The organism is Lacibacter sp. H375 (genome assembly GCF_037892425.1).
GTDB lineage: Bacteria > Bacteroidota > Bacteroidia > Chitinophagales > Chitinophagaceae > Lacibacter.
The window spans coordinates 1,213,033-1,235,450 of the sequence record NZ_JBBKTT010000001.1; the positions used below are offsets into that span (position 1 = coordinate 1,213,033).

Consider the following 22,418-nt stretch of genomic DNA (forward strand, 5'->3'; position numbering starts at 1 on the left):
AAAGCAAGCCGGTCTTTTTTACATCTGTCAATTGAATTATTTGATGTTGAATGAAACCCGTGCAAATACAAACCTTCCGTTGAAACCCATTTGCTGCACACGACGGCTGTACATAAATCTTCCTAACGACATGTTACTTGAATGTTTGTGCAAATCCTGGTATTCATCAAACAGATTGTTCGCACCGGCAGTTACTGTAAAGAATTTCCCTATTTCATAACTCAAAGAAAGATCGGTTACTGTTTTTGGCGAAAATTCCTGGTCGAGCGTTTCACGTTGGTTATTATTGAATGCATTCATGGGGAATGCACCCGGATTGGCTGGGTTTATTGTAGGGTCTAGATAAGTAACTTTTCCAAAATAGGCCGTACGTAACATCACTCCTAATTTCTTGAACTTATAATTCAACATAAAACTTGCTTTTGATTGTGGATTGGCCACTTCTATACGGCTTTGGTCTTCCCGATTAAAATAATTACCCAACTGACCGCTGTTGATCAATATTTGACTTGCCTTTATGATCGGCTTTCCGTCTGCGCCTTTGCGAACTTCGTTCTTAATAAATGTTGCAGCTGCCGTAAACCGGAATTTGTGTTCTCTTGCGATGTTGAACGAATAATTTACCACTGCTTCTATTCCTTTATTGCGTGTATCAATTGCATTGGTAAAGAAGTTGGCCGTTGTTGCACCCGCTGCTGATAGTAATGCTTGCAATGCAGGATCACTACCACCATTAAAATTGTTGGTCAGTACGATCCTGTTATTAATATTAATGATGTAACCATCAATTGTAATTTCAAGACCGGTAAATGGTTTCGCTGTAATACCTGCGCTATAGTTTTGACTGGTTTCTTCTTTCAATTCGGGTATACCAAGAATTTTTGCAGGAGCACTTCCATTAGGGAAAGTTCCACTTTCAGTTGCCACTAATCCACCTGGAGTTGATACAAACAACGTATTTGTCTTTGCATAAAAACGTTGTTGCATGCTTGGTGCCCTGAAACCTGAACTTGCTGCTGCACGAATTGTAAACTTGTCAGCGATCTTATAGCGTGAAGCAAGTTTGTAATTCAACGTGCTGCCAAAGTCGCTGTAGTTTTCAAAACGTAAAGCACCTTCAACCATCCACTCCTTTGTGAAATCCTGTTCCATATCAACATACAATGCTATGTTGTTTCTGCTGAATGTTCCGGCAAACGGCGGTGTAAAGCCTGCAAACACCTGCGCACCTGCCGCCGCACCAGAAGGAATATCATAATTTCTATATGATGATTCTTCACCTGCTTTCTGCCCGTATTGATCAACTCTCAGCTCTGAACCAAAAGCCAGGTTCATTCCATCAAGTACATTAAAATTCCGGCTGAAATCAATATTGGAGGTGATTTGCTGAAATTTTAATTCACCTGCATCAAATTTTGTTTGTGCATTCGTTGGTGTTTGTACAGCAAACTGTGAATAGTTTACTGAATTATCAACTGTAAACCCGAATGTATTTACACCAAATGTTTCGCTGAAGCTGGCATTCCATTCGCCCACTTTTCCTTCAAATGCTGCTGATATAGAATAGTCCTGGATGTTTGTTTTAATGAGCGGAAGAAAGCCTTCGGGATAAAGTTCTAATCCTTCACCTCTGTATGTTGAACTTGCGCCGCTGAATATTGAATTCGGATAACGATAAAAGCCCGCCGCCTCACCATTTTTTTTATTATAGCCACCAAACACATTCAAATTCCAACCACCACCTAAAGGAAACTGGCTGTTAACCATCAAAGATCCGCCAGCAATTTTTGAGTTTCCTATACGCATGTCAAACGTATTACGGTTGGTACCTCTCGCAGTCATGATGCTGTCGTCTTTATTTTGTCCTCCAACTGATGGATAAATCTGTCCGGTGTACGTGCCGGTACGATTACTGAAGTCACGCAGGTTGTATTCACCACTGAAATTCATGTAACCTTGATTTTTAAATCCAATACCATAATTCAATCCGGCCTGGAATGTACCTCCATCATTCACCTTTTGATCGGGAGCCTCCCCTCTGTTTGTGGTTTTAAATAATGCATAATCTTTCGGATAAGCAGTTATGTTTTGTCCATATGAAACACTGCCATTCAGGATACCAGTACTTTTTTTCAATACAATATTTATTACACCTGCTATGGCATCGCTTCCATATTGTGCAGCAGCGCCATCACGTAATACTTCTACACGTTCAATGGCGGTTATTGGAATAGCTCCGAGATCAGTACCAACCTGTCCACGGTTTACTGTACCATTTACGTTTACCAATGCACTTTGATGACGTCGTTTTCCATTGATCAAAACAAGGATTTGATCTGTACCCAGCCCTCTTAATTGAGCAGGGTCCACATGATCAGTTCCATCGGCAATCGTTTGTCTGCTACTTTGGAAGGACGGGGCTACATAAGTAAGAATTTGGTTCAGATCGGTCTGTCCCACCTGGTTGGCAATTTGTGTAATGGGGATGATGTCAACTGCAACAGGTGTTTCTGTTCTTGTTCTGCTGAGATTGCGGCTACCAACCACAACAATGTCTGTTAACTGATCTGTTGCCACCAACATAATTTCGAGACCGGTTGTTGCGTTGCCAATTGCAATGTCTTTGCTTTCATAACCAACATAACTTACTGTAATTGTTTTTGCCGATGAAGGAACAGACAACGAAAACGCTCCCGAAGAATTGGTGGTTGAACCAGCAGTTCCCCCTTTCACAAGAATGGATGCCCCTTGCAATGGTTGTTTGGATTTGTCGTCCTTTACTGTACCGGTAACAACTTTTTGTGCCACTGAAAAGATGGGCAGAAATAATAACACGATGTAGAAGATTCTCTTGCTCATATGCTTTTGCTTTAGTTTACGTTTAATAAAAAACAGTACGGAAAAACAATGTGAACAGAAGAAGAAGTCAGGAAAGGAATTTCACATAAGTAAGAACGCTGATTTGTTTGGTATATGAAATTTAAGCATTAATAGCCGAAAAAAGATGGGTGCCAGTTATTTATTTTTCAACGGCACAGAATAGGTATCGGTTAGCAGTAAGCGTAAAAAACAAAAGCATCTCCTAAAAGTAAGATGCTTTTGCTACTATTAATAAAAGTCAATTATACAACTACAAGCTCATAAAACTTTTCAGGATGAAGGTATTTATTTGCCAGCTCCTGAAGTTCTTTTGCAGAAATTGTTTTGATGATGTTTACTGATTTATAAAAATAATTCTCATCGAGTCCGTTGAGGATTAAATTTTTCCAGCGGCCAATGATATGAAACGGACCATCAAGATCGCCAAGAATGGTGCCGATGAGGTAATTCTTTACAAGCTGCAGTTCTTCCTCATCTACCAGTTCTTCACGCAAATCTTTCATTTCATTATATATCTCAGTGATCGTTGCTTCGCTCACATCTCTTCCTGCTTCCGTACTGATCATCCATGCAGTAGTAGAAATATGATTTAGGATATAACTGTGAATGCCATACGTGTATCCTTTGTCTTCACGAATATTACTCATCAATCGTGACCCAAAGAAACCACCAAACAATGTGTTTAACACCTGGATTGGTTGAAAATCGGGATGATGACGGTTGGGGAATGGCTGTGCCAAACGGATGGCACCCTGCACACCATTTGGATCATTGGCTATTCTGTATTTTTTTTCAACTGCAGGTGTTAACGGATGAATTATCGTTGGAATCTCTTTTTGATTCAACGGCAGCTGACCAATTGTTTTGTTGAGCTCCTGTTCAAAATTTGCAGGCAATAAACCGGCCGCAAAAATGATACACTTGCCTTCGGTATAATATTTTCTATAATAATCCTGAAGCTGTTCCTGATGTAATGCATCGTAATCTTCTTTGTTACTGTACACTCCATACGGATGATCTTTACCAAACACATATTCATCGATCAATCGACCAGCAACAAAATCGCACTTTTTCAAATTCACCGTCAAGCGTTGCTGCATATTCTGTTTATAAATATCCAGTTCATGCTGCGGATAAATAGCATCAGTGATCATTTCAGCTATCACAGGCAAATGTGTTGCAAAATGTCTGTCAATACAATGCAACACAATATTGGCTGTTTCATTATAACAACCACGACTCAGGTGCGAACCGTAATAATCAAAATGCTCGTTGAGCTGAAATGCTGTTTTGTTCTTTGTTCCGTTCTTGATCAGGTAATTGGTAGCAGCCGCTACATTATTCTGCTGCTCAAACCAGTTACCTGCGCTGAAAACGAGTTCAAGGCTCAATACTTCCTGTGTACCTGCGTTAACAGCATATACTTCCACGCCGTTATCCAGCACATATTTATCGTAAGCCTTTAACTTAAGATCAAATTCGGTGGCGTCTTTTATAATTGGTGCTACGCTTCTGTTTAACAGTTCGGTTACTACACTCATTCGGATAATTCTCGTTTAAATTTTTTATTTTAAGAAGCACACAAAGTGTTCGCATTTGTGCTTCGCTTAATTCTTACTCAAATAATACAAGGTATTACTGTTGTTCTCATCAAATATCTTCTTACTTTCTTCCAGCAATTCCTGTGCAGTGATACTTTGATAGCGTTGCAATTCATCGTTCATCAGTTCTGCATCACCAAGCAGTTCATAATAAGCCAGGCTGTTTGCACGGCTCATCACACTCATATCTTCAAACAAAATAGTACTCTCTGTTTTGTTGATCACTTTTTGTAACTCTTTTTCATCTACTAACTCATTCTTCATCTTCTCTATTTCTTCATTCACTGCACGTTCGGCTTCTTCAATGTTTACACCTTTCACCAATTTGCCTTCAATGGTGAGCAATCCATTATCAATACTGCCAAAGTGATAACATTCAATACTGCTGAAATATTTCTTCCCTTTCACCAACGATTCATATAGCCTGCTGCTGGCACCGCCACCTAAAATATCAGTAATAAGATCAGTAACATAATAACCTCGTTCCAGCCTTGATGGCATGTGCCATGTTTTTACAAACGCATCAAGCGGTACATCGGCCTTTACTTCCATACGTCGTGCTTCTTTTTGTGCAGGTTCTTTTGGTAACTGCCGAACATATTTTTCTCCCGCAGGAATTGAACCAAACCATTTTTCTGAAAGCTGCAATACTTTTTCTGTTTCCACATTACCAGCCACTACCAATATTGCATTTGATGGAGTATAATGCTTAAAGAAAAAATTCTTTACATCCTGCAATTGTGCATCTTCAATATGCTTCAGCTCTTTTCCAATCGTCATCCATTTATACGGGTGTTGTTTATAAGCCATCTCCCGCATCTTGTGCCACACATCGCCATAAGGTTTGTTGAGATAATGTTCTTTAAATTCTTCGCTCACCACTTTACGTTGTACATCCAAACTTTTTTCACTGAAAGCGAGACTCAACATACGATCACTCTCCAGCCAAAAAGCTGTTTCAAGATTTTCGGCAGGTAACTGGCAATAGTAATTCGTTAGATCGTTTGTTGTGTAAGCATTGTTTTCACCACCTGCCAATTGCAATGGTTCATCATAATCAGGAATATTGATGGAACCACCAAACATCAGGTGTTCAAACAAGTGAGCAAAGCCCGTACGGTTTTCATCTTCATCACGTGCACCTACATCATACAACACATTTACAACAGCCATTGGTGTGGCAAGGTCTTTATGTATCAGCAGCCTTAAACCGTTGGAAAGTATATAGCGTTCAAATTTGATCATAATTCAATTGTAATAAATAAATGAGTTGGTAAAATTCGGTAAAAAACAAATGGCGAGGCGGCTTACTTTAAAATACTTCCAATTTTTAACTCAAACATTTGTGGCAGTGCATTCCTGAAGATGAGGATGCGCACTTTTTGTCCGGGGTTTTGCAGCAATGCTTTGTATTGACTGATGTTGTTGCTGAAATTGTTTTCGATACCAAAAATAATATCACCAGGCATAAGTCCTGCACCTTCAGCCGGCGAGCCCTGCTGAATTTCGGTGATCACTATTTTTCCATCAATGAAATAATAATTCATCCCTGTATATGAATAATCAAACGGATCACGCATATGCGTATTGGGAGTAAGATGGATCAAGCGGGCAGGATAGTTGAGCACAATATTGAACCTGCGCAACAGATCACTTCCCAACAATCCTTTTACCGATGGATAACCCAGGACATTGATCGAATCGGAATACACATGCAAAGGAATTTTTTTAAACTTGTAGGGCCCAATGCTCATTCGCTTCACTGTTGTAAGCCGCATACCTATTTTACCTAGCAAACCTTCTACCTGTGTATTTACCGATTTTCTTGAACTGCTGATCAACACACTGTCTTTTAAAAACTGTTCAGCCAGCAGCAACGATAAACCAGCTCCCGTATCAAAATAAAAATTCAATAGATAGCTTCGTTCATCCTGCACCCAATGTTGTGTAATAGGGATGGAGGCAAAAGCTGGTTTTAAAAACGTGCCCCGCTTGGGATATTTATATGTACCGGGCATGTATACACTCATCATGTGCTTATCGTAATCAAGTGCAACAATATACCTGCGGAGAAACGAAAACCCGATAATACCATCCACCCGTAAACCATACACTTCAGTAAGTATCTGGTAATCGTTGATGTGAAAATCAAGACCGGTTACATCAAGCCCCGGAAAATGCAGTGTACCGTTTTTGTAATAGTTGATGTTTTTCGATCCACCAATTCCCCTTACCGTTCGTTCACTTGCTTCCAACGGAAGTTTGTAATAAAGAGCGGTTGTTGTATCGAGTGAAATACCTCCGCTGCCGGTATCTAAAATAAAATTGAGTGTATCGGGGAGATCGTTGAGTGTGGCATGAAGGATAATGATACCGCCGGTAAGCTGCTCAAACTGGAAACTTGTGAGCAGTCGGGCTGGTGGGAAATCATCGTTTTGGGCCGATAACTTCAAGCAAAGCAGCAGCAGGCATATCGTTTTGGTCAACTTCACGTTTCAATATTAAAGGAAACTACTGGTACAGACAATCAAATTAGGATGAACGCTTCGTGGTTCGTAAAATATCCGGCCGTACCTTTGTGGCCACAGATGAACGCAGTTAAACACATGATGAACAGTTTTGTTCGCAAGTAACTGCAGCTCTCCACCGTGAATCATTTTTCAACTTGATGTACTATGAATCTGAACGATCTCTATCAGAAAGCCTCCAACTTTGAATTTTTAACCGTTGAAGAAGGAATGTTTCTTTTCCAACATGCACCGCTCACCGAACTGATGTTTGTGGCTGATGAATTACGCAAACAACAGGTGCCGCATGGTAAAGTAACCTGGCAGATCGATCGTAATGTTAATACGACCAATGTCTGTATTGCCAATTGTAAGTTCTGTAACTTCTTTCGCATACCAGGTCATGCAGAGGCATACATCACCGATATTGAAACCTATAAAAAGAAAATTGAAGAAACCATAAAGTGGGGCGGCGATCAATTGCTGTTGCAAGGTGGGCATCATCCTGAACTCGGATTGGATTTCTATGTGAACCTCTTCAAGCAACTCAAAGCATTATATCCAAACATTAAACTGCATACACTCGGACCACCCGAAGTGGCACATATCACCAAGTTAGAGAAAAGTACACATCATGAAGTGTTGAAAGCTTTGAAAGAAGCGGGTATGGATTCGTTACCCGGCGCAGGTGCAGAAATTTTGATCGATCGTGTACGTCGTTTGATCAGCAAAGGAAAATGTGGTGCCCAGGAATGGCTCGATATTATGCACGAAGCACATAAGCTCAACATCACAACAAGTGGAACGATGATGTTTGGTCATGTGGAAACATTACAGGAACGTTTTGAACATTTGGTGAAGATCCGTGAAGTGCAAAGCCGTAAACCCGAAGAAGCAAAAGGTTTCCTTGCATTTATTCCATGGACGTTCCAGGATGTAGACACATTACTTGCAAAAATTCGTGGTGTACATAATTTAACTACGGCTGAGGAATATGTACGTATGATCGCAATGAGCCGTATCATGTTACCGAACGTAAAGAATATACAGGCGAGTTGGTTAACGGTCGGTAAACAAACTGCACAACTTTGTTTGCAGGCTGGTGCCAATGACTTCGGAAGTATCATGCTCGAAGAAAATGTAGTGAGCGCAGCAGGAGCACCGCATCGCTTTACGTATAAATCAATTCAGGAAGCTATTCGTGAAGCAGGTTTTGAACCACAACTCCGCACACAACAATATGAGTGGAGAGAATTACCGAATGTGATTGAAGAACAGGTGGTGGATTATTGAGTTAATAGAAACGCTGATGACGCAGATTATTGCGGATTGGAAAGATAATGACAGCCGATGCTATGCATCGGCTGTCATTATTAAAAGTGGTTCATTTTTTAATCCTGCTCAACACCTTATTTTATCTTCAACGTATTGTGAAATGATCTGATCTTCCAGTTATCTCCATTGCGAACAAGTACCATTGAAACAGTTGAACCGTTTTTTCCAGCTAATGGACCAAGAGGTGCATCAAGTTCTGCATTTGCATGAGCAATGATTGTATTTTGATCGATCAATGTTGATTGTACCTGTTCGTACACAACTGTACTGCCTTTATAAATGCTCATGAAAAGACCTTGATGTGCTTGCCCTAGTTGTTCTGGTGTTGCGCTGGCATGCAATGTTCCTCTGATATCAACATACTCCGATGCATCTGCAAAAGGAATTGAAAATTCTGCTCCGCTTGCGTTGTTCCATCCGCTTTCAAGTGTGTTGAGAATGTTATCGACAATTTGTTTTGTTTCCATTTTACTTATTGTTTTTCGTTTGTGAATAGTTTGCTTTCCTGATTATAGTTGTTACAATGATTTATCTATTTTCACCACATCAGCCAATGCACCTGTTCCTTTTACGCCTGATGTAAAACCTGAATTCAAGCCATACTTCACCACACCTTCAGTTCCCCCAAGCGTTCCGCCTGCACTTCCGTTTCCTCCTGCTAATACAAAAGGTGTATCACCAATTTTAACGGAGGCCTTACCCATAATGCCTACATCACTAAACTCATTGTTGTTATCAAACGAAACGTATACCATCGCTTTAATATCAGCACCGCCTGTGTTGGCAAAAAACTTTGCCTTGGCACCAACGCCTGCAGCAAGCGTGGTAGTTCCTGTTCTGAAATTGTGTTCGTAACTCGTCTGCCAAAGCTTTCCTACTTCAAGTGCATACTTACTGCAATCGGCTTTTATCTTAGCCACTTTTACATCTACTTCAATATTCAACCACGACGGACAACTGAGATCAAGATTTCTTGAAGAAGCAATTAAACTATCGGCTTCGGCAGTACTAAGACTTACACTACATTCCATTGGTGGATCTAAAAACTGTCCGCTTCCCCAGCACTGGCCTAACACAACGAAATACTGTTGCAGGTTACGGTACACCATAATCCTGTTTCCTGCACTTGGGTCGAGTGAAACAATATTGATGAGATCGTTGAGGTATTCTCTCCAGATGCCCAATGCACGGTTACCTCTTTTTGTAACAAAGGCATTATATTCCGCCACAAACCCATCCATGATCGGTTTCTTAATGTCGCAGCATTTTTTTATGTAGGCCTCATATTCACCATGCGTAGCGCCCGCAGGTGCTTGCGGACATTCCACCGCCATCATTTTTGTATTGTAACTATTCAATATTTGCTCAATGTGATTAATATCAAGTTCATTTAGCACCAGCAGCTCTTCCGATGTGTACACTTCATGTAAGTCTTTCAGCAATGCTTCCACATAGTCGGCATAAATGCTGGGCATCGCTTCACCGTCTCGTTTTATTTCTTCGGGAGAAAGCTGTGCCTTGCTGTTCCAGTAAAGCATTTCTTCCATTACTGATTTGCCGAATGATTCACCTTTTATTTTAGCTTCCGCAGTTTGATCAGTTGTTTCAGGTAACGATGGCACTTTAAAATTCTGGAAGGAGAGTTCTCCAAAATAATTACGACTGGGAATGTTACGTTTCTTGCGAAGTTGATAAATATTAAATGCTTTGTCTTTGCCCCGCATCAACGCCATTGTGCTTCTGCGGTAAGCAACTTCTAATTCCTTTTCAAAATACTTCATCCCTTCTTCGTATTGATCATAGAAGTATTTGATCATGCCCATGCTGCGGTTTGCTTCAGGGTTTAACGGATCGTGTTGCAAACATTGTTTTAAAAACATTTCCGCCAAACCAATATCGCCCAGACCGAGATAAGCCTGCCCCATATTATTCAACATCATGCTGTTGTTGGGATCGTTTTGCAATTGATTCATTAAAATTGGGATGGCCTTATGCTGAAAACCCGTCATGTTCATAATGGCCGCAACATTGTTCCATCCTGTTTGATCGTTCACATCTTTTAATGCAGCTTCTATAGCAATAAGAAGTGATTGCTCCGGTTTATCTGCATAAAAGGTTCCGATAGCCGATTGTTGAAGTGCTTCTGCATTTTGACCTTCAGTAATTTTCTTTACTTCCTGTATCACTGTTGGCTTTACTGCTGCCTGTATCTGCTGCTTTGTTGTACGCAACATATCACTCAGCTGAATTAACGTTGGAGGTTGTGTTGGTATGAGTGAAAGGCGTTTCACATCTTTGGTGGGAAGTTGTACTTTAAAATCGGGAAGCGTCATTTCATCTATCTTAAAATTCGCTTCCTGTGCAATATGTTTTGCCTGCGCACTGTATTGCTTCTGCATTTGTTTTTTGTAGGCTTCCAATTCTGCAGGGCTCATCTTCATCATCTTGTTTACATCAGGCATTGTGGGTTTTGTTTGCGCAAATGCTGGTGAAATAGTGAGCAACAATAAGACGATCATTAAGGCTGTTTTCATCCGATTAGTTTTTGAGAACATAAAAATAGAATAGGTGCATACAGCCATTAGATGTTTACTGCATCAATTGAATTTTCAGGCGTATGAATTGTAACCAGGCTATCGCAAAAAATTTTAATGCGGGCATTTTTTCATTTGGTACTTCTTAATTTCGTTCTATGCTTACAGACACACTGGCAACTATTTTTCAACGGGATATAGCAAAACTTTACTCAGAAATTGAACAATACAAAAGCGAAGAGAAGCTTTGGGTAACAGAACAATCAATTGCTAATTCAGCCGGTAATCTTTGTCTGCATTTAGTTGGTAATCTCAAAACTTATATTGGTTCGGAGCTTGGTGGCTTTACTTACACAAGAAACCGTGATCTTGAATTTTCTTTGAAGGGTGTTCCAAAAAAAGAATTGCTTGCAATGGTTGCTGAAACAAGAACCATCGTTGCTGAAACATTACGCAAGCTTCCGGCAACTACTTTGCAAGATGAATATTCCATGTTGGTATTTGCAGAAAAAACGTCAACCGAATTTTTTCTCATTCATCTCGCCGCACACTTGAGTTATCATCTCGGACAAATTAATTATCACCGTCGTTTGCTTGATGTACAGGAATGATGCATAAAGATTTTTATCTTGTAGTAATAAATTATTAGCATGTTAAGTCTCATCAAAACAAATTCCGACAGCAGCGATTTCCGTTCGCTGGTTGTATTGCTTGATGCCGATCTGCAGGATCGCTACGGCGACCAGCAATCGTTCTTTTCGCAATTCAATAAGCTCGATCATATCCATCATGTAATTGTTGCTTATGAAAACAATCAGCCCATTGGTTGTGGAGCATTTAAAGAATATGAGCTGGGAGTGGCCGAGATCAAGCGAATGTTTGTAAAACAGCAACATCGGGGAAAAGGAATTGCAGGTCAAATCTTGGCTGCATTGGAACAATGGGCAAAAGAAGAAGGTTTTAAAAGCTGTATTCTTGAAACAGCCATAAAACAACCTGAAGCCATTAGGGTCTATGAACGTGAAGGATATAAACTCATTCCCAATTATGGACAATACGTCGGAGTGGAGATTAGTTTATGTATGCAAAAAGATATCAGTTGAATTTTTTACCGATTGAATGCATACAACGCAGCATCTTTATTTTTTCTTCCTTTGATCATATCCGTAATTATTTGCGCTGCTATTAAACTAAACGTAATACCGTTACCTCCAAACCCTAAAGCATAATAAGTGTGGGGTGTTTTACTGTAAGTGCCAATATACGGCAATGCATCCCATGTTGAACCAAATGTACCTGTCCAGCTAAACTCAGGAACAAAGTCTATTGCGGGAAACAGTTTCAGAAAATCCTTTTTTAAAAGTGCCGACTTCTTTTTAATAAGCCGGTCACGCTTAGCCGGGCTGTAAAAATCCTCGTCTCTTCCCCCAACTATGATTCGGTTATCTTTCGTTAAACGCATATACAGGTAAGGATCTGCAGTATTCCAAAGCATGGTCTTACCCTTCCAAACGGGGATTGTTGATTGAATATGTTCTGAGGCAATTGCATAGGTCGAGTGAAGTGTTACAATTTTTTTGTCAATGAATTCGGTTATCTCATAACCTGCTGCATTCACAATTCTCTTTGCATTGATCAAGTGTCCTCTCTCAGTCGTTAAGACGGCCCCTGATTTTTTGTATTCAATTTTTGAAATGCTTGTTCGGTCGAATACGGTAAGTCCTTTTTTTATTGCGGCAGCAAGTAATGCATGTGTAAACAAATAAGCGTCGGTGGCGGCGGCCTGTGAAGAAAGAATAGCTGCCGCAGAGTTGAATCCGAATTGTTTCTGTATGTGCGCTTCGTTTAACAGCTGTACACGAAATCCTGCTTTTTTACGAATTGAAAACTCCTCTTCAATCAGACTTTTATCTTTCTTGTATGCTGCAAAAAATAAGCTTTGTTGTTTTTGAAATAATTTGAAGTCGAGTTTTTCAGAGATTGCTTCTAAACCATCGATTGCCTCAGCACACATCATGTAGGCACGAGCTGCTTTTGCATAGCCGATTTGTTTTGCAAGTTCACACAACGGTTTATCTAATTCGTATTGAAGAAGTGAAGTGCTTGCACAAGTGCTGCCTAAGCCAACCGTTCTGGCATCTACCAGCACACATTGTATTCCCGCATTTATTAAATGATAGGCGCTTAATGCGCCGGAAATTCCGCCACCAATTATCACTACATCTGTTTTAATTGATCGTTCAAGTTTTGGATAGTGTGCCGGCAATCCGCTATTGATAAGACTGTATGGATAGCCAGTTGTAAGATTCATGATTTATTACGCAGTTCTTTTTACTTGTCTGTAGAATTCTCGCCCCATTTCCTACTTCTGTATAATTCCCTTTTGTGCTGTAGACTTTCTTTCGTGATGGGCATTTGCTTCGTTGATTGAATGTGACTCCTGTACAGATAGTTCACTCTTTGCTTTCTCTGCTAAATGTTTGTAAAACGCCTGGAGCACTTTCAGATCGTCTTCGCTGATTTCTTCTACCGCTATCAGGCGGTTACTGGCAAATTCCTGCGAAACAATCAATTCATTCAGCTTTAAATGCAAGGCAATAGAATCTTTGTTTTGACTACGTTGAATAAGAAACACCATCAAAAATGTAACAATGGTTGTTCCTGTATTAATAACCAGTTGCCAGGTATCAGAAAACTTAAAAATCGGTCCACTTATCAACCAGGCAATAATCACAAAGAAAGCAATGATAAAAGCGGCAGTGCTGCCGGAGGCCTTTGTTACGGCAATCGACATTTTTTCAAATCCGGTCGGTTTTTGGGACGTTGTCTTTTTCATATAAGAGAGTTTGTTGGGGAATTCTGCCCGCTGATTTTGATCTAATTAATTAAAAAGGCCTCCGTTAAGTTATTTATTGCTGTGATTGAATGATTTATTCAAATGTTGTACCAATCATTCCCATGATTTAGTTTTATGGTTGAGGAAACGACAAGTATAAGAGTTGAAAAATTAACAAGCGTCATTCTGTCCAAAATGCAACGTTGGTATCTCATTTGCACTCTGATTGAGTGTTTTAAACAACAACTCAAACATGAACAAACAACAAACCTCTCTCTTCTTCTGCCTGGTAATGGATGCAGTGGGTTATGCTACCTATGCATTTCCTTTTCTTGGTGAGTTTGGTGATTTGATCTGGGCGCCAATCTCTGCTCTTATTTTCTTCCGCACATTTGGTGGCTGGAAAGGTGCTTTTGGTTCGGCCTTTAATTTTGTGGAAGAGCTTTTACCATGGACCGATTTTGTACCCAGCTTTACGCTTATGTGGGCATGGAATTATTTCGGACGAAAGAAAACCAGCGTTGCAATTCAACCTGCCAGATAAAAAAACGTCGCACATTGAGTGCGACGTTTTTATTTTAGTTTTTATTCGTTCCATACCGCCATGGGTCGTTTGTATCTTTTGTAGGACGCATATCTTCATCTTTCTCTTTATCATATACACGCAAGTAAATGGTCCATTCAAAATTCTGGTACTCTGCTACAAGGTCGATCACCAGTTTGCTGAATTCACCTGTTACATCATTTATATGAAACTGATTACTCCACAAACGCAATTCTTCTGTTGGCGTACTGTAAGTGCCGCTTGGCGTGATACTGTTGTTTGCTCCTTTACTGAAAAGCGATTTACCTAAGATATCATTGTAATAAGCTTTGTATTGTTTTTGCATTTCTTTTGTTTCTTCAGTTACCAGAAGTTTTGCTTCCCAAAGCCAATTGATCTTTTTATTGGCAGGGTAACCAAGAATTTTTGTTTCAACAGCGCCTTTCATTTCCACTTTCGAACTATACTCAATAACGCTCGGGTCACCCTGGTTCTGTGTGCCTTTGATCAATGCAAATTGATTGGGATAATCGTTAATTACTTTTTCTAACTGGGGCCGGATGGTGGTGAGTGTGTTCTTCGTTTGTGCAGATGAAAAGAATGCAATCAGAATAATTGCTGATGATAGCAGTAGTTTTTTGGTCATGGATAGAGATTTGATTGCAATATAGTAAAACAAATCTTTCTATCATACTATACCGGGTATCAGTCTTTTTACTCTTTTCATGTAGTCTTTGTATTGATCACCAAAAACAGCAATCAATTTTCTTTCTTCAAGCCACATACCAATAAAAAGATAAACGATCATCAACAATAACAAATACCAGTTTTTATAAAAAGGAAAAGCAATACAAATACCTGTAAAGAACAATAGTGTGCCGCTATACAATGGATGACGCATGTATTTATGCAGCCCTTTTATCTGTAAAGGCATGTGTGTCTCTTTGCTTAATCCAAGAAAAGATGAAAGCTCGTATTCTCTTGCTGATTGAATCATAATTGTAAGACCCGTGAGCGACAAAACCGCTCCCGCAACAATAAGAACTGTTGTGCTTTCATAAAACGGCGGACATATAAATCGAATATGAACCCATAACAAGCCCAGCAAACCGAAGAGATTAAAGAGGTTATAAGCAATTCTATAGCCCTGTCTTGAAATGCCGGAAACTCTTTGAAACCAATGCTTTACAGGCTCTGCGGCCAATGCGCTATGCAGAATGAAATACAACGTCCATAATGAAAGCAATAAGATCATATTACGAATGTAGTAGGATTATTACACAGAAACCCGTAAAAATAACAAGTGAAAAAACATTGTTTCTACTCTTGCAAACCAAAGAAAGCGTTTATACTTTTATAGCCTTAAATCCAATCGTTATGAAAAAGAACCCTACCGTACGTAAAAGCTCTTCTGTTCTTCAGTCAATCAAACAGATTGTTCATTTGCTGGTTGAATCTTTTGAATCACCACAGACAAAGCAATTTAAACGTTGGAAAAGTTATGTAGCTGAATAATATGAATGAACTTTACCCATGAAAGCCAATACAGCTGCGAGTGTATGGCTTTTTTTATGCACCTGTTTCAATCAATATTTTATTTCGCTGAAAACAGAATGTATTCTGAAGGAGTATAACCTTTAACAGAAAAGATATAGTTGTTTTGAAAAGAACCCTGTCTTACAAAATCGCCTTTTCTCGTATATACTACAACCGCCCCTCCGTTTCCGGGATTCATTGTACCAACTAATACCGATGGCAATAATTTCATGTAAGCAATAGTTGATACATCCAGCATCAACATCTGGTCAATATCAACTTCCATTTCATCAATAAAGTAGGCTTTGATCTTTTCTTTACGCCAATACAATGCCTGCTGACCAGTTGATGGGTCCAAACTCATTGTAAGCCCCGGAGATCTTGTTTGTAAAAACATGAGACAATTGGTGTAGGTAAGAATATCATCATTATCAAGGAAATCATATTCCCTTTCCATGATATTATCGAACAGACCCGACGTGTATTGTTCCTTATACTTCTCCAGCTTGGTCTTACGTGTACCAGTAACAACAATTTGCTGCAATTCTTTTCCTTTCCCTTCAACTCTTACTGCATTGGGTGGAAGTTTATTGATCAACTTCAGCGAATCATATTCGGCAGATGTAAACAGGTTTGCAGAAAAATCGAAAGTGTTGGTTGTAACTGAATCGTAGTCTTTTGCTTTCGGAAATACTTCAATAACAATGTCGGGTTTTTGTTTTCGCTTTGTGCCGAGGAAATTAAAAAACACAGTGGCTTTATTTTCAAAGACCAATTTCGGCAAAACGAACCGTTTATCTTCATTTACTTCTATTACTTTATTGTAGTTCGATATATCTTTTCCAAATACAAACATTAAAAGTGATGAAGAGATTTTACTATTGTTGAGTGTACCCGTAACCTGCCTTAGTCCTGGGTAATAAAAAGTGGAGATTGATACTTTATTGTTCTGAAAATTTTCTGGTACGGTTAAAAGAAAACTATTGAGCGTGTCAATTACAGGATAATACAAAGTATCAACTACTCCTGCGTTCATGGCTTTTGCCACCACCATCAGTGTTCCTGCTTTTACAAATGCGGTTTGTTGAAGCGTAATCCAGATACTGTCTGTATCAGGTATCCGTTCAACGCTTACCGTGGCAGCTCCTTTATCCTGGGAATAAGTGCAAAAGCATACAGAAGTAAAAAGAATAATGGATAAGATGAGTTTTTTCATAACAGGTTTTAATAAAAAACCGCAACACTCATATGTTGCGGTTCAGTATAATCATTTAGAATTTCGCCAGTACTTTATTCATCTCGGCTGCAATTTCTTCGCTGCAAAGATTACCAATACTTCCTTCGTGTGTGTGATGTAATTGTTGCAGATCGTATTCAAATTCTCCTTTGTTGATAGCGTTACCCACCTGCTGGTAAGCTTCACGGAAGGGAACACCTTTGTTCACCAGTTCGTTCACTGCTTCTACGCTAAAGAGATATTTATACTTCTCATCGGTGAGAATATTTTCTTTCACCTTCATATTGCTGAGCATGAGTTGCATTAACTGCAAGCAGGCTTTCAGTTCTTCGATAGCAGGAAATAAAATTTCTTTTGTTAACTGCATATCACGGTGATAACCGGAAGGAAGATTATTGATAAGCAACGTCAATTCGTTTGGGATCGATTGAATGCGGTTGCATTTTGCACGGATGAGTTCAAATACGTCTGGATTTTTCTTGTGCGGCATAATGCTGCTGCCTGTTGTCAACTCATCGGGAAATGAAATGAATCCGAAATTCTGATTCATGTACAGACAACAATCCATCGCCAGTTTGCTGAGTGTTGCAGCAACAGAACTCATACCGATGCCGGTTACCTTTTCTGTTTTACCACGACTCATTTGTGCATACACGCTGTTCCAGTTAAGTGTGCCGAACTGTAATAATTCTGTTGTACGTTTTCTGTTGAGCGGAAAGGAAGAACCATAACCAGCACCGCTGCCTAATGGATTTTTATTAGCAACCTGGTAAGCTGCTGCTAATAATTCAAGATCATCAACCAAACTTTCTGCGTACGCACCTAACCATAAACCAACGGATGATGGCATGGCAATTTGCAAATGAGTATACCCGGGCAATAATGTATTCTTATGCTGATCGCCAGTTTTGATCAACAGATCAAACAGGTTTTTTACTTCGTCTTTAATATTGCCGATCTCTGCACGCAGATATAATTTAATATCCACTGCAACCTGATCATTACGGCTGCGGCCACTATGAATTTTCTTTCCAACATCGCCAATTTTTTGTGTGAGTAGATATTCAACTTGTGAGTGAACATCTTCAATACCTTCTTCAATGATGAAAGAGCCGAGCTCAATTGTTGCAGCAATTTCTTTTAAACCATTTACTGCCGTCTCTGCTTCTTCATTGCTCATCAAACCCACTTCGCCCAACATAGTTACATGGGCAATGGAGCCTTGTACATCGTACTTCGCTAACAACAAATCAAATTCTTTATCACGACCAACCGTGAATTGTTCTACCAATGCTGATGTGCTGCTGTTTTCTTTGCTCCAGAGTTTCATAACAAATGCTTTCGGCTTTTAAAGAATCTTATCTAGTAACTGAATGTATAATTCAATTCCACCCTTAATCTCATCAATATAAATATACTCATCAGCGGTATGACTTCGTGCACTGTCACCAGGACCCATTTTCAAAGCAGGGAAAGGCATCAATGCTTTATCGCTGGTGGTTGGTGAACCATAATAACCACGACCCAATTCAATCCCTGCTTTCACCAACGGATGATCCATAGGAATAGAAGTCGATTTCATTCTTGTTGTACGTGGCTTGAACTGGCTTTTGAGGTTTTGTTTCAATTCACCTAAGATTTCATCGAACGTATAAAGCTCATTCACCCGCACATCAATCACAAATTTGCATTGCGGTGGTACCACATTGTGTTGTTGGTTTTCTGTACCGATCACTGTTACAGTTAACATCGATTCACCTAACAACGGACTTACTTTATCGAACTTGTAATTGCGGATCCAGTTAATATCATCAACTGCAATATATAATGCATTCACCCCTTCTTTGCGTGCAGCATGACCTGCCTTGCCTTGTGCAATGCAATCGATCACCATCAATCCACGCTCAGCAACAGCCATGTCCATTTTGGTTGGCTCGCCGACAATTCCAAAGTTGATATTGCCGAGATAAGGCAAGACCAGTTCAATACCATTCACACCGCTGATCTCTTCTTCAGCACTTGCTGCAAACACCACATTGTGCGAAAGATTTTCTTTTTCGTAGTAATAAAGAAATGTAGCGATCAAGCTCACCAAACAACCGCCGGCATCATTACTGCCAAGACCATATAACTTTCCATCTTCTACAATGGGTTCAAATGGATCTTTTGTGTATTTCGCATTTGGCTTCACCGTATCATGATGCGAATTCAGTAACACCGATGGTTTTGATGCATCGTAAAACTTATTCTTTGCATATACATTGTTGCCAACACGGAAATGTTCAATTCCTTTTTGTGCAAAAAACTGAATGAGTATTTCTGCAGTTTCGTTTTCTTCTTTTGAAAAAGACGGAGTGGCGATCAGCTGCTTTAACAATTCAAGCGCCTCTGTGTGAAGTTGGCTGATGTCCTGGTTTGCCATAATAATTTGTTTAACTGTTTGTAATGGATGTTCCGCTTTCTCCGTTGATCAGATCTTTCAAATGCTCAGCTTTACCTATTACTACTTTTTTTACGCCACTGTTTAACGCAGCAAATGCGTTATCGAGTTTCGGGATCATGCCCGCAAATATTTTTCCTTCTGCTTTTAATTGTTCATATGATGATGGATCGATGTTGCTGATAACTGTTGTATCATCATTTGCATCGAGCAACACACCTGCTTTTTCAAACGAGTAGATAAGACTTACTTCATACAAGCTGCTCATTGCTTTTGCTACTTCCTGTGCAATCGTATCTGCATTGGTGTTGAGCAATTGACCATTGCCATCGTGTGTAATAGGTGCTACCACCGGAATAAAACCATGATCTAACAAACTGCTCCAGCTTTGTGCGTTGATCTTATCTGACTTTACATCGCCTACAAAACCATAATCAATTTCTTTTACTGGACGCTTATTGGCAGGAATTAAATTACCATCTGCACCAGTAACTCCAATGGCATTGCAGTTCAGTGCTTGTAGCTGTGCAATTACTTTTTTGTTGATGAGACCGGCATATACCATCGTTACTAAATCAATGGTTGCAGCATCGGTAATGCGTCTTCCATCAACATATTTACTTTCGATGCCCAATGATTCACCGATCTTAGTTGCAACTTTACCACCGCCATGAATAAGGATCTTTCTTCCTTCCACATCAGCAAAACTTTGCAGGAACGATGAAAGCTTTGTTTCATCATCTACAATGTTGCCACCAATTTTTATAACAATCAGCTTATCCATTTCCTTTTAATATTTCTGCAAGAACCGTTTGAGCTGCCCATACACGATTGCTCGCCTGTTGGGTAACAATGCTGTTGCTGCTGTCAAGTACTTCATCGCTTAACTCCACATTTCTGCGAACGGGTAAGCAATGCATTACTTTCGCATTGTTGGTTGTTTTCAATTTTTCTTCTGTGAGCATCCATGCAGGATCGTTGCAATAAATGCGGCCGTAATCAGTATATGTACTCCAGTTTTTCACATACACAAAGTCGGCATCTTTCAATGCTTCATCCTGGTTGTGTGTGATGGTTGCACCTTTCGTGAATTGTTCATCCAGTTCATAATCCTCCGGATGTGTGATCACAAAATCAGCTTCACCCCAAGCATTGATCCATTGTGCAAAACTGTTACTCACGCACTGTGGCAACGGTTTGATATGTGGAGCCCAGGTCAATACAATTTTTGGTTTGCGTTTTTCTTTGAATGTTTCGGTGATGGTGATGATGTCGGTCAAGGATTGCAACGGATGTAATGTTGAACTTTCCAAACTCACCACCGGAACGCCTGCATATTTGATGAACTGTTTAATGAACAGTTCGCTGTAATCATCTTTCTTATTTTGTAAAGATGGGAATGTGCGGATAGCCAGCACATCAAAATAATTTCCGAGAATAGGCGCTGCATCTTTTACATGCTCCACAGTTGTACCACTCATGATGGCTTCCTCTTCAAACTCCCAGGTCCAGCCTTCACTGCCCACATTGAACACGATCGGCTTCATTCCAAGATTCTCTGCAGCAACCTGTGTACTTAAGCGTGTACGTAAACTGGGATTTAAAAAAATAAGACCTATACGTTTGCCCTTGCCCAATTCCTGATCTTTCAGCGGGTTGGCTTTGTAGTCTAATGCTTTTTCAACGAAAGCATTAATGTCTTTTACATCATGAACGGAAATAAACTGTTTCAATCTTATCTATATTAAATCAGTAAAAAATCTTTTTTACAATTATCCTTTCAATGCTTCAAGCTCTTCCTTCACGGCATCAATAAACATTTCTGCATCTCTCTTCTTCAAACCAAGACTTGGTAGCAAACGGATCACATTTGGTTTTGCTTCGCCGGTGAAGATCTTTTGGTTGAGCAATAAATTTTTCTTTAGGTCTTTATATTCTTCAGGAACATCAAAACCGATCATTAAACCACGGCCACGAACATTTTCAAGTTCTTCGATCTTTTCCAATTCTTCACGCAGATATTTCCCGATCATGACTGCATTGCCCATCAACTTCTCTTCTTCCATTACTTCCAACACAGCCAATGCAGCAGCACAAGCCAAATGATTACCGCCGAAGGTTGTGCCTAACTGGAAATGTTTGGGTTTGATGTGCGGTGCAATAATGATTCCACCGATGGGAAAACCATTGCCCATGCCTTTTGCCATGCTGTAGATATCCGCATTTACGCCTGCAAAATCATGACTGAAAAACTTACCGCTTCTGCCATAACCACACTGCACACTGTCGGCAATATAAACTGCACCATACTGATCGCAGAGTGAACGGATCATTTTGAGGAATGAATTTTCCGCTACGTTAATGCCACCCACGCCCTGAATACCTTCAATGATCACTGATGAAATTTCATCGCCTTGTTTTTTAAAGCAGGCTTCTAAAGCAGCTTCATCATTCAAAGGAAGAAAGATCACATTATCGGTTTCATTTACCGGTGCGATATAATTTTTGTTATCAGTTGCACTTACAGCAAGAGATGTTCTGCCGTGGAATGCTTTTTTGAACGCAATAATTTTTTTGCGTCCGTTGTGAAAGCTTGCCAGTTTTAATGCATTCTCATTTGCTTCAGCTCCTGAGTTGCAAAGGAAAAGTTGATAATCTTCTTTACCGCTCACTTTTCCAAGCTTTGCTGCTAATTCTTCCTGTAATGGAATTTTAATCGAGTTCGAGTAGAAAGCAATTTTGTTCAATTGTTCTTCAATTCGTTTTACCCAATGCGGATGAGTGTGTCCAATACTGATCACAGCATGACCTCCGTAAAGATCTAAATACTGCTCGCCTTGATCATCCCATACATAAGTGCCCTTGGCTTTTGAGATGGCGATGTTGTTAATTGGGTAAACGTCGAATAAATTCATGATGTTAGTTTTACCACAGAGGCTCAGAGACACGAAGAAAGACTCGGTGCTCT

21 protein-coding genes are annotated in these 22,418 nt (G+C 39.8%); 5 read left to right on the forward strand and 16 right to left on the reverse strand.

Annotated elements, in window-relative coordinates:
* Positions 1-36: 36 nt before the first annotated feature.
* From WG954_RS05260 to WG954_RS05275, 4 genes are all read right to left on the reverse strand, one after another.
* On the reverse strand, positions 37-2,859 hold the full coding sequence (locus WG954_RS05260) for a TonB-dependent receptor (protein WP_340434319.1): 2,823 nt from the start codon (positions 2,857-2,859) through the stop codon (positions 37-39).
* Positions 2,860-3,122: 263 nt separating this feature from the next.
* Positions 3,123-4,421, reverse strand: coding sequence for a M16 family metallopeptidase (locus WG954_RS05265; RefSeq protein ID WP_340434321.1), 1,299 nt, complete (start codon positions 4,419-4,421; stop codon positions 3,123-3,125).
* A gap of 66 nt (positions 4,422-4,487) precedes the next feature.
* Positions 4,488-5,726, reverse strand: coding sequence for a M16 family metallopeptidase (locus tag WG954_RS05270; protein WP_340434322.1), 1,239 nt, complete (start codon positions 5,724-5,726; stop codon positions 4,488-4,490).
* A 62-nt stretch (positions 5,727-5,788) separates the two neighbouring features.
* Positions 5,789-6,973: an aspartyl protease family protein gene (locus WG954_RS05275; RefSeq protein ID WP_340434324.1), complete on the reverse strand. Its 1,185-nt coding sequence runs from the start codon at positions 6,971-6,973 to the stop codon at positions 5,789-5,791.
* A gap of 183 nt (positions 6,974-7,156) precedes the next feature.
* Between WG954_RS05275 and mqnC the strand changes: the two genes are divergently transcribed.
* On the forward strand, positions 7,157-8,281 hold the full coding sequence (mqnC, locus tag WG954_RS05280; RefSeq protein WP_340434325.1) for a cyclic dehypoxanthinyl futalosine synthase: 1,125 nt from the start codon (positions 7,157-7,159) through the stop codon (positions 8,279-8,281).
* A 116-nt stretch (positions 8,282-8,397) separates the two neighbouring features.
* Here the strand turns inward: mqnC and WG954_RS05285 are convergent, their stop codons facing one another.
* Positions 8,398-8,790, reverse strand: coding sequence for a nuclear transport factor 2 family protein (locus WG954_RS05285; RefSeq protein ID WP_340434327.1), 393 nt, complete (start codon positions 8,788-8,790; stop codon positions 8,398-8,400).
* A gap of 51 nt (positions 8,791-8,841) precedes the next feature.
* Positions 8,842-10,857 (reverse strand): tetratricopeptide repeat protein, encoded by a 2,016-nt coding sequence (locus WG954_RS05290; RefSeq protein WP_340434328.1) that lies wholly within the window; start codon positions 10,855-10,857, stop codon positions 8,842-8,844.
* 158 nt (positions 10,858-11,015) lie between these two features.
* On the opposite strand from WG954_RS05290, the gene WG954_RS05295 reads away from it, so the two are divergent.
* Positions 11,016-11,468: a DUF1572 family protein gene (locus WG954_RS05295; RefSeq protein ID WP_340434330.1), complete on the forward strand. Its 453-nt coding sequence runs from the start codon at positions 11,016-11,018 to the stop codon at positions 11,466-11,468.
* Positions 11,469-11,507: 39 nt separating this feature from the next.
* The gene (locus WG954_RS05300; RefSeq protein WP_340434332.1) at positions 11,508-11,960 is read left to right on the forward strand and encodes a GNAT family N-acetyltransferase; all 453 of its coding nucleotides are present in this window, start codon (positions 11,508-11,510) and stop codon (positions 11,958-11,960) included.
* Positions 11,961-11,965: 5 nt separating this feature from the next.
* Here WG954_RS05300 and WG954_RS05305 read toward each other — a convergent pair whose 3' ends face one another.
* Complete coding sequence (locus WG954_RS05305) at positions 11,966-13,168, reverse strand: NAD(P)/FAD-dependent oxidoreductase (protein ID WP_340434333.1); 1,203 nt, start codon at positions 13,166-13,168, stop codon at positions 11,966-11,968.
* 51 nt (positions 13,169-13,219) lie between these two features.
* Complete coding sequence (locus WG954_RS05310) at positions 13,220-13,693, reverse strand: low affinity iron permease family protein (RefSeq protein WP_340434335.1); 474 nt, start codon at positions 13,691-13,693, stop codon at positions 13,220-13,222.
* A gap of 253 nt (positions 13,694-13,946) precedes the next feature.
* On the opposite strand from WG954_RS05310, the gene WG954_RS05315 reads away from it, so the two are divergent.
* A complete protein-coding gene (locus WG954_RS05315) occupies positions 13,947-14,237 on the forward strand; it encodes a hypothetical protein (protein WP_340434337.1) in 291 nt (96 codons plus the stop codon).
* A 34-nt stretch (positions 14,238-14,271) separates the two neighbouring features.
* Here WG954_RS05315 and WG954_RS05320 read toward each other — a convergent pair whose 3' ends face one another.
* Both WG954_RS05320 and WG954_RS05325 read right to left on the reverse strand, forming a co-directional pair.
* Positions 14,272-14,883 (reverse strand): hypothetical protein, encoded by a 612-nt coding sequence (locus WG954_RS05320; RefSeq protein ID WP_340434338.1) that lies wholly within the window; start codon positions 14,881-14,883, stop codon positions 14,272-14,274.
* Positions 14,884-14,925: 42 nt separating this feature from the next.
* Positions 14,926-15,492, reverse strand: a complete 567-nt coding sequence (locus WG954_RS05325) for a methyltransferase family protein (RefSeq protein ID WP_340434340.1) — start codon at positions 15,490-15,492, stop codon at positions 14,926-14,928.
* A 122-nt stretch (positions 15,493-15,614) separates the two neighbouring features.
* Here WG954_RS05325 and WG954_RS05330 point away from each other — a divergent pair, with 122 nt between their 5' ends.
* Positions 15,615-15,752, forward strand: a complete 138-nt coding sequence (locus tag WG954_RS05330) for a hypothetical protein (RefSeq protein ID WP_324229690.1) — start codon at positions 15,615-15,617, stop codon at positions 15,750-15,752.
* A gap of 79 nt (positions 15,753-15,831) precedes the next feature.
* Here the strand turns inward: WG954_RS05330 and WG954_RS05335 are convergent, their stop codons facing one another.
* From WG954_RS05335 to WG954_RS05360, 6 genes are read right to left on the reverse strand one after another with little or no spacing between them, the layout of a single operon-like run.
* Positions 15,832-16,989 carry a hypothetical protein gene (locus WG954_RS05335; RefSeq protein WP_340434344.1) on the reverse strand — a complete coding sequence of 386 codons (1,158 nt, stop codon included), beginning with the start codon at positions 16,987-16,989 and terminating at the stop codon, positions 15,832-15,834.
* 55 nt (positions 16,990-17,044) lie between these two features.
* Positions 17,045-18,340 (reverse strand): argininosuccinate lyase, encoded by a 1,296-nt coding sequence (gene argH / locus WG954_RS05340; RefSeq protein WP_340434345.1) that lies wholly within the window; start codon positions 18,338-18,340, stop codon positions 17,045-17,047.
* An 18-nt stretch (positions 18,341-18,358) separates the two neighbouring features.
* The gene (locus tag WG954_RS05345; protein WP_340434347.1) at positions 18,359-19,432 is read right to left on the reverse strand and encodes a M20 family metallo-hydrolase; all 1,074 of its coding nucleotides are present in this window, start codon (positions 19,430-19,432) and stop codon (positions 18,359-18,361) included.
* Positions 19,433-19,442: 10 nt separating this feature from the next.
* Positions 19,443-20,234, reverse strand: coding sequence for an acetylglutamate kinase (gene argB / locus WG954_RS05350; RefSeq protein WP_340434349.1), 792 nt, complete (start codon positions 20,232-20,234; stop codon positions 19,443-19,445).
* Complete coding sequence (locus tag WG954_RS05355; protein WP_340434350.1) at positions 20,227-21,183, reverse strand: Rossmann-fold NAD(P)-binding domain-containing protein; 957 nt, start codon at positions 21,181-21,183, stop codon at positions 20,227-20,229. The genes argB and WG954_RS05355 overlap by 8 nt, the downstream gene beginning before the upstream one ends.
* A gap of 39 nt (positions 21,184-21,222) precedes the next feature.
* A complete protein-coding gene (locus WG954_RS05360) occupies positions 21,223-22,365 on the reverse strand; it encodes an aspartate aminotransferase family protein (RefSeq protein WP_340434352.1) in 1,143 nt (380 codons plus the stop codon).
* Positions 22,366-22,418 lie beyond the last annotated feature (53 nt).